Source organism: Alteromonas sp. 76-1 (genome assembly GCF_900654235.1).
In the GTDB taxonomy this organism is placed as follows: Bacteria; Pseudomonadota; Gammaproteobacteria; order Enterobacterales; family Alteromonadaceae; genus Alteromonas; species Alteromonas naphthalenivorans.
This window is the reverse complement of record NZ_LR136958.1, coordinates 4141757-4154785: the sequence shown is the minus strand read 5'-3', so window position 1 is coordinate 4154785 and position 13029 is coordinate 4141757. Positions and strand designations below refer to the sequence as shown.

The 13029-nt window shown below is 43.6% G+C and carries 10 protein-coding genes and 4 tRNA genes; all 14 read left to right on the top strand.

The window, feature by feature from the left end:
• Nucleotides 1–183: 183 nt before the first annotated feature.
• Complete coding sequence (gene murB / locus ALT761_RS17575; RefSeq protein WP_129740168.1) at nt 184–1176, top strand: UDP-N-acetylmuramate dehydrogenase; 993 nt, start codon at nt 184–186, stop codon at nt 1174–1176.
• Nucleotides 1177–1186: 10 nt separating this feature from the next.
• Nucleotides 1187–2176, top strand: a complete 990-nt coding sequence (gene birA / locus ALT761_RS17570; protein ID WP_129740167.1) for a bifunctional biotin--[acetyl-CoA-carboxylase] ligase/biotin operon repressor BirA — start codon at nt 1187–1189, stop codon at nt 2174–2176.
• Entirely contained in the window at nt 2163–2903 is a 741-nt protein-coding gene (locus ALT761_RS17565; RefSeq protein WP_232043489.1) for a type III pantothenate kinase, read from the top strand. The genes birA and ALT761_RS17565 overlap by 14 nt, the downstream gene beginning before the upstream one ends.
• Nucleotides 2904–3015: 112 nt before the next feature.
• Nucleotides 3016–3091: transfer RNA gene (locus tag ALT761_RS17560), tRNA-Thr, on the top strand.
• Nucleotides 3092–3098: 7 nt separating this feature from the next.
• A tRNA-Tyr gene (locus tag ALT761_RS17555) sits at nt 3099–3183 on the top strand.
• Nucleotides 3184–3216: 33 nt separating this feature from the next.
• Nucleotides 3217–3291, top strand: a tRNA-Gly gene (locus tag ALT761_RS17550).
• Nucleotides 3292–3298: 7 nt separating this feature from the next.
• Nucleotides 3299–3374: transfer RNA gene (locus ALT761_RS17545), tRNA-Thr, on the top strand.
• A 67-nt stretch (nt 3375–3441) separates the two neighbouring features.
• Nucleotides 3442–4623, top strand: a complete 1182-nt coding sequence (gene tuf, locus ALT761_RS17540) for an elongation factor Tu (protein ID WP_013782545.1) — start codon at nt 3442–3444, stop codon at nt 4621–4623.
• A gap of 650 nt (nt 4624–5273) precedes the next feature.
• Nucleotides 5274–6641: an alkaline phosphatase PhoX gene (locus tag ALT761_RS17535; RefSeq protein ID WP_129740165.1), complete on the top strand. Its 1368-nt coding sequence runs from the start codon at nt 5274–5276 to the stop codon at nt 6639–6641.
• 381 nt (nt 6642–7022) lie between these two features.
• Entirely contained in the window at nt 7023–7175 is a 153-nt protein-coding gene (locus ALT761_RS20685) for a hypothetical protein (RefSeq protein ID WP_172602914.1), read from the top strand.
• A 48-nt stretch (nt 7176–7223) separates the two neighbouring features.
• Complete coding sequence (locus ALT761_RS17530) at nt 7224–8786, top strand: catalase (protein ID WP_129740692.1); 1563 nt, start codon at nt 7224–7226, stop codon at nt 8784–8786.
• A gap of 150 nt (nt 8787–8936) precedes the next feature.
• Entirely contained in the window at nt 8937–9503 is a 567-nt protein-coding gene (locus tag ALT761_RS17525) for an ankyrin repeat domain-containing protein (RefSeq protein WP_129740164.1), read from the top strand.
• 306 nt (nt 9504–9809) lie between these two features.
• Nucleotides 9810–10331, top strand: coding sequence for a hypothetical protein (locus tag ALT761_RS17520; RefSeq protein WP_129740163.1), 522 nt, complete (start codon nt 9810–9812; stop codon nt 10329–10331).
• 237 nt (nt 10332–10568) lie between these two features.
• On the top strand, nt 10569–13022 hold the full coding sequence (locus tag ALT761_RS17515; RefSeq protein ID WP_129740162.1) for a S8 family serine peptidase: 2454 nt from the start codon (nt 10569–10571) through the stop codon (nt 13020–13022).
• The last annotated feature ends 7 nt before the right edge of the window (nt 13023–13029 follow it).

The window sequence follows — 13029 nt, the reverse complement described above, 5'->3', positions numbered from 1 at the left end:
CACCACCTAACTTTCTGATTTTTTGACTAATAACAGAAAGAAGTCGACGGGCACTGGTTAAGAACTCTGCAGTGTGTGAAATATATACAGGGGACTTTCACCTCAACCAATCCCTCTAAACCGCTTTTAATTAACATCAGCTTCACCTACCATTAGCGCATTATTATTCTTCAATAAAGTGCTATGCCCTCATTACAGCAATATCATACTTTTTCTTTAGCTTCGAATTGCACATCTATCGTCGAATTCGACTCTATAGACTCATTTTTACAAGCCTACAATCCAGAAGTTAATACATATATTTTAGGCGGCGGAAGTAACTCTGTATTTTTGGATGACTTCGAAGGTGTGGTGCTAGTAAATAAAATTAAGGGTATTAGCCACTACGACACCGAATCACATCATCATATTAGTGTTGGGGCGGGGGAAGATTGGCATGAGTTTGTGTCGCTGTGTATGCAAAATGAATGGTTCGGGCTGGAAAATTTAGCGTTGATCCCAGGTTCCGTAGGCGCATCACCTATTCAAAATATTGGGGCTTACGGTGTAGAGGTACATTCCTTCATAGATTCTATAGAAGCGATACTACTTGAAACAAAAGAGCCCTTTCTTATTAAGGGGGCTGATTGTCAGTTTGGTTACCGCGATAGTATTTTTAAACACGCCTTATATGGTAAAGCGCTTATCACCAAAGTGAATTTTACACTTCCCAAGGCGTACGACGTTGTGGCGAGTTATGGTGAATTGTCGGCTATAGACTCCCCTAGTGCGAAAGATATTTTTAATAAGGTAATAAAAGTGCGAAAAGCCAAGCTTCCTGATCCTAAGCAGCTTGGAAATGCAGGTAGTTTCTTTAAGAACCCTGTTATTGCATTAGCGCATTTTGAAGAACTGAAATGTCATTATCTTGATATACCGAGTTACCCGGTGTCAGAAAATCAGGTAAAAGTACCTGCTGCATGGCTTATCGATCAGATGGGTTTTAAAGGAAAGGCGCTTAATGGCGTTAGGTGTCATCCCACACAGCCGCTAGTATTAACTAATATAGGAAACGCGCAGGGTAATGACCTAATTGCCCTAGCTAAAGAGATAATGAATTCGGTAGAAAGTGAATTTAAAATAACGCTCGAGCCAGAAGTGCGTTTAGTCGGCAAGGAAGGACTCATTCAATTATGAGACAGCAATTATGAGACAGGCATCGAAATCAGTAAGAAAACATATTTTGGCCTTGTTGTCTGATGGACACTTCCATTCAGGTGAAACCATAGCGCAACAAGTTGGCCTTTCCCGTACCGCTGTTGCTGGCCATATTTCTCAGCTTTCAGACTGGGGATTAGATGTTTTTAAAGTTAAAGGTAAGGGTTACCGTTTAGAGCGAGGTTTTTCTTTGTTAAATGCAGAGAGTATTAAGAAGCACTTAGGTAATTCTAAGCGCGCCATGATAGATGTTGAATCGGTTTTACCTTCCACTAATACTGAAATGAAAAAGCGAATCGCAAATGCCCGTCATGAATTAGCCGATGGTGATGCAATATTTGCTGAAATACAAACGGCGGGTCGTGGTCGTCATGGTAGAACTTGGTTGGCGCCTGTTGGCGGTAGCTTAACGTTTTCTATGTACTGGTCTTTTCCAGATGGTTACCAAAGCATGGCAGGTTTGTCATTAATGGTGGGTTTGGCAGTATGTGAAGCATTGAAAGACTTTGGCGTAGATGATACCGAACTGAAGTGGCCTAACGACATTTACCTTCAAGGTAAAAAGCTCGCTGGCATTCTTATAGAAGTTGAAGGCCAAATTGGTGCTACTGCGCATTCTGTCATTGGAATAGGTTTAAATGTGTGTGTACCTGATAGCCAATATGACGTTGGACAACCTCATAGTGACTTAACCTCTTATTTAGGACACACGCCAGATAGAAATAGTTTAGCGGCAGCCATAATAAAATCACTTTGGACATTGTTACCTAAGTTTACCCAGCAAGGTTTCGGCCCGTTCGCACCCCATTGGGAAGCGCTAGACTTGTATGCAGATAAAAGAATTGTGCTACAAATGGGCGAAAAACGTTTTTCAGGTATTGATAGAGGCGTAGATGCCAGCGGTGCGTTGTTGGTTGAAACGCAAGATGGCATTACTCGATTCCACGGTGGAGAGGTTAGCTTACGTGGTAACCGATAAAAATATCGTTTTAGTGGACGTTGGTAATACTCGATTTAAATATTGTTTGTTATCTGATGCTGAAAACGAGCCAACGGCCACAGAAAAGTTATCCGATTTACTTTCTTTTATCGATGAACAGCAAAATATTTCCCACTTATATTTAGCCTCAGTACGAAAAGCCGATGCGGTCGAACAAATTTTCGCCGCCTGCGAACAAAGAAATATTGCCGTTGAAGAGAAAAATACAGAACGAGAAGCCTTCGGCATAAAAAATAGTTACGAAAACGAAAAAAAAATGGGGGTCGATCGATGGCTTGCCATGGTTTGTGCTGCAGAAAAAACACAAAAAGCATTTTTTGTGATGGATGTGGGCACAGCAATTACAGTTGATTTTGTGGTGAATGGTCAACATTTAGGCGGTTGGATCACACCAGGCTTTCAAGTAATGAAACAAGCATTACTTAATTCCACTAAGAAAGTGTATGCAAATGACGAAATTCCGACCAGTCTCAGCCTAGGCAACGATACCGAAGAATGTGTTGCAACAGGGTGCTATGCAGCAGTGTATGGTGTTTATTTGAGCGCTGTTGATTACTTATCCAGCAAACAAACCGATTTTGATATAATTTTAGGGGGTGGAGACAAAAAAATGTTTGCATTCCTTGAAAGCGATGTTAGGATTCGTCCCGCTCATTTGGTGGTGCAAGGTTTGGCCCGCTACGCAAGAAGCGAGCTTCTTACGTAACTGGTTTGATTGATAAGTTTTTATCGGTCAAAAAAGAAAAAGTAAAATTTTTCAAAACAACACTTGCACTGAGTAATTCATTACTCTAGAATGCGCACCCACTTGATGTAGTGCCGACTTAGCTCAGTTGGTAGAGCAACTGACTTGTAATCAGTAGGTCGCCAGTTCGACTCCGGCAGTCGGCACCATCAATCTGGAGGGGTACCCAAGCGGTCAACGGGATCAGACTGTAAATCTGACGGCTCAGCCTTCGCAGGTTCGAATCCTGCCCCCTCCACCACTTTTTTATGAGGTGGCCAGAGAATTAGGATTTGCGAGCATCGTATAATGGCTATTACCTCAGCCTTCCAAGCTGATGATGTGGGTTCGATTCCCACTGCTCGCTCCAAATCAGTGCTGATATAGCTCAGTTGGTAGAGCGCACCCTTGGTAAGGGTGAGGTCGGCAGTTCAAATCTGCCTATCAGCACCAGTTTCTCCCCAGCTCATGTTTATAGAATTTCATAAATTTTTAAAGTAACTTTGCTGGGATAATAGAAATGGCAAAAGAAAAGTTTGAACGTACGAAACCCCATGTAAACGTTGGTACTATTGGCCACGTTGACCACGGAAAAACTACTCTAACTGCGGCAATCACTACTGTTCTTTCTAAGACATACGGTGGTTCAGCTCAGGCTTTCGATCAAATCGATAACGCGCCTGAAGAAAAAGCTCGTGGTATTACCATCTCTACATCTCACGTAGAGTATGACACTCCTACTCGTCACTACGCTCACGTAGACTGCCCAGGACACGCTGATTACGTTAAAAACATGATCACCGGTGCTGCACAGATGGACGGCGCGATCCTAGTAGTAGCTGCGACTGATGGCCCTATGCCTCAGACTCGTGAGCACATCCTACTTGGTCGTCAGGTTGGTGTTCCTTACATCATCGTATTCATGAACAAATGTGACATGGTTGATGATGAAGAGCTTCTAGAGCTAGTAGAAATGGAAGTTCGTGAACTTCTTAGCGAATATGAATTCCCAGGCGATGACCTTCCAGTTATCCAAGGTTCTGCACTTAAAGCCCTTGAAGGCGATGCAGAATGGGAAAAGAAAATCATCGAACTTGGTGAAGCTCTTGATTCATACATCCCAGAGCCAGAGCGTGCTATCGATAAGCCGTTCATTCTTCCAATCGAAGACGTATTCTCAATCTCAGGCCGTGGTACAGTAGTAACGGGTCGTGTAGAGCAAGGTATTGTTAAAGTTGGTGAAGAAGTAGAAATCGTTGGTATCAAAGATACGACTAAGACGACTTGTACTGGTGTTGAAATGTTCCGTAAACTTCTTGACGAAGGTCGCGCTGGTGAGAACGTTGGTGTTCTTCTACGTGGTACTAAGCGTGAAGACGTTGAACGTGGTCAAGTACTAGCTAAGCCTGGTTCAATCAACCCGCACACTAAATTCGAAGCTGAAGTATACGTACTAAGCAAAGACGAAGGTGGCCGTCATACTCCATTCTTCAAAGGCTATCGTCCACAGTTCTACTTCCGTACAACTGACGTAACTGGTGCTGTAGAGCTTCCAGAAGGCGTAGAGATGGTAATGCCTGGTGACAACCTTAAGTTCGTAGTAGAACTTATTGCACCAATCGCGATGGACGAAGGTTTACGCTTCGCTATCCGTGAAGGTGGCCGTACTGTAGGTGCTGGTGTTGTAGCTAAGATTCTTTAATCTAAGCAAACCAAAGCATAAAAAAAAGGCGCTCATTTGAGCGCCTTTTTTGTGCGTGTAATTTGGTGTACCTGGTGGGGAAGGGCTTTGCGCGCCTCGTAAACCCGGCGTAAACCCATCCATGGGGCCTTCGCTACAGCATCCATGCTGTAGAGAGTTTCCGAGGCGCACAAAGCCCTTCCTTCTAAACGTACCATCGTACTCAGATAGTGATTAATCCCATCAGAAACACGGCGTAAACCCATCCATGGGACCTTCGCTAAAGCATCCATACTGTAGAGAGTTTCCAAAGCGTTCAAAGCTCTATTTCACAATGAGAAGTTTGATATGAAGCCTAAGGTGCACTCAAAAGCTGACTCATTTTAGTTATACCACTCTGAACCCATCCCTTATCTCTAGGTTTATTGCCATGTGATTTCACCAACAAAAGTAAATTTTGTTGTAACTTTCTTCTAATTTCATCGACCGGTTTAACTCCACTGGTTTACTAGGGGAGGTGTCTTCTATAAAAACATCGGTAATTGTCATAGAGAAAAGGTAACAAACGTTATAATGTAACAATAGTGTGTGATGATAGATGCAGGCAGTATTTGGTTTAATCGGGTACACGTAAATCAGGTGCGTAAGTATTAGTACAAAGAGTGATAATAATGATTAATAGAAGGCAGTTTTTTAAAGGGGCGGGTACCTTGGCATTTGCTGGGTTGGCATCAAGTGCGTTGGGTAAAGCGAATGCGGGTGTGTTAACGCCAACCACCAAAGGCTATGGGCCGCTTGTGCCTGATCCTAAGAAACTTCTCGATTTACCTCAGGGTTTTAGTTACCAGGTTATCTCTGAACTGGGTGATGCCATGAGCGATGGATTAAATGTGCCCGATAGAGCTGACGGTATGGGATGTTTCTCGCTAGGTAACAATAAGGTTGCTTTAGTACGAAATCACGAGTTACAGGCCGCTCATCTATCTATCCAGCCTGAATCTATTCAAACTCATACTACTGAGCTTGCTTATGATCATTTTGAAAATGGTGTCGCGCTGCCAGGGGGCACCACCACGCTGGTTTATAATCTTGATACCAAGGTTGTTGAAAAAGAGTTTGTTAGCTTAGTCGGTACTATTCGTAACTGTGCTGGCGGTATTACGCCTTGGGGAACGTGGTTAACATGCGAAGAATCGGTTAATAAACCTAACGGTGTTATTTCGAAAGAGCATGGCTATATCTTTGAAGTACCTGCTGATGCTGAGACGTTAGTAGAGGCTAAACCGCTTAAGGCTATGGGACGGTTTAATCATGAAGCGGCTTGTGTCGACCCAGAAACGGGTATTGTCTATTTAACGGAAGACAGAGGCGATAGTTTGTTTTATCGCTTTATTCCTAATGTTAAAGGCCAGCTGGATAAAGGCGGTAAGTTACAGGCTTTACGCATAAAAGGTGTGCCTCAGTTCGACTCTCGTAACTGGGATAAGGCGCGTATGAAGTTGGAAGAATGGTTAAATGTAGATTGGGTCGATTTACATACGCCAGAAAGCCCTAATGATGACTTGCGTGTTCAAGGTTATAAGGCGGGCGCAACGTTGTTTGCTCGAGGTGAAGGGCTGCATTGGGGCAACAACGAGCTGTATTTTTGTTGCACCAACGGCGGAGCTAAGCAATTAGGTCAGATAATGCGTTATCAGCCACAAGGCGCTAAAACCGACTCTGCTTCAAACTCTCAGGCTCCAGGTGGCAGATTACAATTATTCGTTGAAAGTGATGACGCTAACTTATTTAACTTCGGCGATAACCTGACTGTTAGCCCTAATGGCCATTTGATTGTATGCGAAGATCAGTACACTGAAATTGTAGATAATCACCTTCGCGGGGTTACACCAGAGGGGGATATTTATAACGTTGCCAAACTACACGCGCAAACCGAACTTGCTGGCGCGTGCTTCACTAACGACGGTAGTGTATTGTTCGTGAATATGTACTCTCCCAGTAAGACCTTGGCCATTACAGGCCCCTGGATGGCGCTTTAACTAGCACCATGTTCAAGTAACTGATTATCGGTAATGTGCTTTATGTATGTGAAGTACATTACCTTTCTGTCTATCTTCCTACCTTTGCTTCTGCCTTTAACCCCTTTGTGTATTCTCTCGTCTCCCATCATTGTCACTCTGAAATAAGTATCAAAGATACTAACCTTTTGGTGTTAAGTTAAAAATTGACTCGTTGATTAAACTATCGAACAAATCGCAAATTTTCCCAAGCTCACCCAGTCTAAAATGCCAATCGAAAACCTCAATCAGTTTTCTATTCTTTAGTCACATCTATAAATTCAATTAACTTAATCAGTTTATGTCGTTTTAATAGTTTTCACAGAACAGTAATAATCCTCGCATCTAACAAGGAGAGCTGATGTGAGCACAATTTTAAAAAAACTTACACCGCACAAATTCGTTGCTAAACCAACACAATCGGTTTGCAACTATGCAAATAACTATTATGGCGACCAAGTTTGTGTCGCTCAGAAAAACCCGACCACTCAAACTCGTATTTCAGGAGCAGCATAAATGAAGCGATCGTTTACCCGTAGTATTATAAGTTGTGTAACCGTAGGTATGTTAAGCATGGGCTTAAGTGCTCAAGCGGATACCCTTACCCGTCAAAATGGCGCACCAGTTGGAGACAACCAAAACTCGCAAACTGCTGGTCCTTGGGGCCCTGTGCTTTTACAAGATTCTCACCTAATTGAGAAGCTAGCGGCGTTTGACCGTGAGCGTATTCCAGAGCGTGTAGTTCACGCCCGTGGTGTTGGTATTCATGGTTACTATGAAAACTACGAAGATTTATCTGACGATACAGTTGCTGCACCTTTCCAAGGTGAAGGTAAAAAGACCGAAGTATTCGTGCGCTTTTCATCGGTAGTACACGGCCACCTTTCGCCTGAAACACTTCGTGATCCTCGTGGTTTCGCTGTGAAGTTTTACACTGAGCAAGGAAACTGGGATTTAGTCGGTAACAACTTCCCTGTGTTCTTTATCCGTGATGCAATTAAATTCCCAGATATGGTTCACGCATTTAAACCATCTCCGGTAACGAACAAGCAAGATGCTAAGCGTGTATTCGATTTCTTCTCGCATGTTCCAGAGTCTACGCACACACTAACCATGCTGTTTTCTGACTATGGTACGCCAGCAAGCTACCTAAATATGGATGGTTCAGGTGTTCACGCTTTCAAATTTGTTGATGATGAAGGCAACGTTAAATACGTGAAATTTACGTGGAAAGCGAACCAACCTATTAAGAACTTCACTGCTGAAGAAGCTATGAAACAGCAAGGTATGGATTTCCAGCCACACACTACTGACGTTTACACTCGCATCAGTGAGAAAGGCGAAACCGCTTCATGGGATTTGTATTTGCAAGAACTTGAGCCAGAGCAGTTAGATGATTTTGACTTCAACCCGTTAGATACCACAAAAATCTGGCCTGAGAAGTTAGTTGCTTCACGCAAAATTGGTCGCATGGTGTTAAACCGTGTACCTGACAACTTCTTTGAAGAAACTGAGCAAGCTGCATTTGCACCAAGTAATCTAATTCCAGGTATCGAGCCGTCAGAAGATAGAATGCTACAAGGTCGTTTGTTCTCTTATGCTGATACCCAGCGCTACCGTTTAGGTGTTAACGCTTACCGTATTCCGGTAAACGCGCCTAAAAATGTTGAGATTAATAACCACGAACAACATGGCCAGCTTCGTACTACATCAACTAACCGTGATGTTAACTATCAGCCTAGCCGTCGCTTAGACTTGAATGAAGATCCAGCATACCGTTACTCAAGCAAGCCGCTTGCAGGTATGACACAGCAAATTCCTTTCTACAAGGAACAGAACTTCAAACAAGCGGGTGAGTTCTACCGCAACCTTGATAAGCAAGGTCGTAAGAACTTAATCAACAACATGGGTGGTGCATTAGCATCGGTACCTGAAGAAGAGATTCGCGTTATCATCAGTGCATTCATGTACAACGCTGATAAAGAATACGGTACCGGCGTTGCTAAGCTAGCTAAGGTTTCTATCTCGCAAGTACGTGCAGAAGCAAAAGCACTAATGGACGAGCAAGCAGCCCGCGCAGCTAAAGCTAAGAAAGTAGCGGAAAGCTTAACTGCCCTTATGCAATAAGTAACACCAGTATCAACTCGCCCTACCTATTTAGGTAGGGCAGTTATCGTTATCACATACTTCGTTTGAACCACCTAATTTACCTAGTAGCCTTTTTTCATATCAACTACTCATATTTATCATTTCTAACGACGACATAGGAGACCCACAATGCACATCGTTAAACGCACACTTTTGGTTTTTACTTTAATGCTTAGCGTGAGTCTATGTCATGCGCAATCCAGTATTGATGACCTCAAAGCGCACTATTTTGATGCTGCGCGTGAGGGCAATGTTGAATTGCTTCAAGCCTTTTACCAGGCCGGTCTTGATGGAAACGTAGCTGATGAAAAAGGTTACACCGCACTTATTCTTGCCGCTTACCATGGTCATAACGATGCGGTTAGTTATTTACTTGGCAAGGAAAATATCAATGCCTGCCAGGAAGATAACAAAGGTAACACCGCACTAATGGGGGCTATCTTCAAAGGGCATTTGAGTGTGGCTAGAAAACTGATGTTTGCACAATGCAATATTGATGAAACTAACTCTCAAGGCCAAACGGCACTTATGTTCGCTAGTTTGTTTGATAGGCAGTCTTTAGTGAATGAGTTAATTGAGCAAGGCGCTAACCCGCAGCACAAAGACTTGGCAGGTAACTCAGTGGCCGATATTGCGTTATCGCAAGGCAATTATAATTTGGCGAAGTCGTTAAATGAGTCAAACGTGAATCGGTAATAGTGAAGTAAAAAGATGTATTTTAAGAACGTAAACGGGGCATTGCCCCGTTTTTCTATTTCAGGCACACGCACTGCTGTTGATACCCGCCAAACCATTACTTCCTTATAGAAATGCAGCCTAACGAGATTGGTATCCGACTTACAATAATGGATTAAAAGTAGGGGCAATCCCCTATGGTTCGAGTTAAGTGATGATTAGATACTAAGTATTAGTAGATAAGCCTAGAAGCATTTATCTCCGCTAAAGATAAAAGTAAAAATAGAACAATAGAAATAGGCCCTAGATTTAGAAATTGGAAACCTTATGAGAACATTATTTACGTTAATTTTGCTTACCATTGCCTCACCTACATGGGGCGCGTTAATTACCTTCGACTTTGATGAATTAACGTTAACCAACGGTTCGTCACAAGCGTTTGTTTCTGGATCTATCTCTTTTGATGACTCGGCCTCTGAATACAGTGCCTATGCGTGGGAAAGCTTTGGTTTCAATTTTGAATATGATGGGGATACCTTCCTACTTGATGAAGATCATTTAACCGATATCGAAATAGTTGATCTAGACGACCTAATTTTCGGCGACGATGATCCAGAAGGTTTTGTATTCACGTTTTTCAACGGAGATTATGTACTTGCTACTGGACAAGGCGGTATGGGGGCGGATGAAACCTGTTTTTATACTACTACCGATAACTTATGTGCTAACGGGTTATTTAGTTTAACTAGAGCGCCGTCACAAGATGGCTCTGTATCAGTAAGCGAGCCTCCGATACACATGTTTGTTCCATTGTTGTTGATGGTTCTTTTTATAAAAACAAGAAAATAGTAAAACGCGCATGGTGTTGATAATAACGTTGTAGCGCATCAATACGTTTCCGCCAATCTACAAGTTTCTCGTATGTTGGTGCCTCCACGGCCCTCACACTATTGTGGGGGCTTTTTTATGCTCAGCTCGGCGGTTGGCTAGCTAGTTTTATTAGACTTATGGTTATAGGGGGAACCCCTCATAGTGTGTTCGCCTCGCTTACGAAATACTCAAAGGGTAAAAACAACGAGGTGTACTATGAAAATTTTAAATAAGAAAAACGTAATAGCAGTTGCGGTAGCATGCGCTTTACCAGCAAGCATGGTTAACGCAAAAACTTTCGATACTACGCTTGCAGATAAATTGCTAGCGGTACCAACAGAGCTACAGCAAGTTATTGTCACGTTTGAAGGAAATGGACCTCTTTCACTAGACCAATTAAACGCACTTGACGTATTGGGTATCACATCGGGTGTTAGTCTTAAGAGCTTGCCTATTGTTGGCATTATGGCCACAAAAGCACAGGTTGAAGCCCTTTATAGCCGCGACGATGTCGTATCTGTGTGGAACAACGATCCACTGGTACTAGAAAATTATGAATCTACCCAGATTACTGGCGTGCAAGCATTACGAGCAGACCGAGATTTGCGTAATAACGGTGTACCATATTCTGGCAACGGCATTGGCGTAGTCGTTAATGATTCAGGCGTAGATGGAACACATTCCGACATTGCTTATCCTGACCACGTGGTACAAAACGTACTAGCCCAAGTTAATTTAAATAGTTTTAGCAGTATTTTACCCATCTCTTATATCGAAAATGCGCCTAACTCAGATATCGGCGGTGGGCACGGTACTCACGTAGCAGGTACTGTGGGCGGTAATGGTGCTAAGAGTAGCGGCCTGCATGCCGGTGTGGCTCCAGGTGCTGATATCATTGGTTACGGCTCGGGTGCTGCTCTATTCATATTGGACACCCTTGGTGGTTTCGATTATGCCCTTACTCACCAGTACGACTACAACATTCGTGTTATTTCCAATTCGTTTGGTAATACGGGCGATGTAGGTACAGACTTCAATCCAGATGATCCTACGAACATTGCAACAAAAGCACTGGCTGACAACGGTATTATTACGGTGTTCTCAGCGGGTAACTCTGGCTCTGGTGAATCGACAATTACAGGTAACTTTAAAAAAGCGCCTTGGGTTATCACAGTAGCGGCTGGCGATAAGGAAGGCAATTTGGCCGACTTTAGCTCTCGTGGCGTTGATGGGAAAGGAGGCCAAGTGGTTGTCGATGGTGAAGTATTTACTTGGGAAGATCGCCCTACCATTACAGCACCTGGCGTAGACGTTATTTCTGCCAGAGCATCAACATCTAGTTTAGGTGCACTTAGCGCTTCCGATGACGCTGCGATGATAGAGCCTGCCCATTTACCTTTCTATACCGTATCAAGTGGTACTTCAATGGCGGCGCCGCATGTTTCAGGCATAGTGGCATTAATGCTAGAAGCTGATCCTAGTTTGCAGTGGGAAGACGTGAAATCAATTATTCAACAAACCGCTACACCAATGGCGGGCTTGGCTGAGTGGGAAGTAGGTGCGGGTTACGCGAATGCTTATGCCGCAGTGAATGCGATTGTTAACGGCGTAGAAATATATGGTGATACGTTAAAACTAGACCGAAAATTTAACAGCTTTGCCAATGTATCGGAAGGCGAAAGCTTTACTCTGCCAACCACTTACCTTCCTGTTGGTGAGCCTCCGGTAGAAACCTTCGATGTTGGTCCAGACGTGTCTATGGTATTGGCAAGTGCCACCATTGAGACGGCAACGGCCTTCGTATTGGAAGATCCCGCGGGCAATCGTTACGGGTCAGGTATTGGTTTGCCGCTTTTGGGCTCTTCAGTAGGTACTGCAGCACCTGGCATGGCAGGTGAGTGGAAACTCTATAGCAGCGGTATTGGAAGCGTCAGTGGTGTATCTGTTGACCCGTTGGGCGTAACGAATGGCATTGGTATTCCTTCTACCACAGACGTGAATATTCGATTACTAGAAACCTCTGGGTATGTGGGCATTGACGATGTTGAAGGCCACCCAGCGCAGCCTTACGCTGAATACGTGGTAGCCAATGAGCTTATGGATGCCACTACAGATGGTTTTAAACCAGATGATGCACTTACTCGTGCTGAATTTGCAGATGTACTCACGTTAAGCAACAGTGTGCGTCAATCGCTTTTGGGTAACACGGCGAAATTTTTTGATGTAGATGCATCAGTAGCCGCAACAGTAAATGCAGTAACTTCAGAAGGTGCTTCATTGGGTGATTTAAATATGTCTAACGGACCATTAATGCTTACCGGCGGTAGTGAGCAATTCGGCGCTAGCCAAACGGTAACTAAAGAAGCCATGGCTTATTCATTTGTTCAGGCACTAGGGCTAGAAGAGGAGGCGCAGTCTTTCGATACCACAGAAACACTGTTCGCCGTGGTATTCGACCAATCTGTGCCGGTTGCCGATAGTGAGCTTATCGCACCTGAAATGCGAGGCTACGTGCAACAAGCTTTGGCAATGGGGTTAATGCAAGTTCAGGTGGAAGTAGAGCAGGGGCCTTTTGATTTAGAGCCTACTTTAGTGGCTTACTTTAACCCTACCGATGAAGTATCGCGAGGCGAAACTGCCTTTGTTGTCACTCAGCTTCATCAATTATAAACGATAA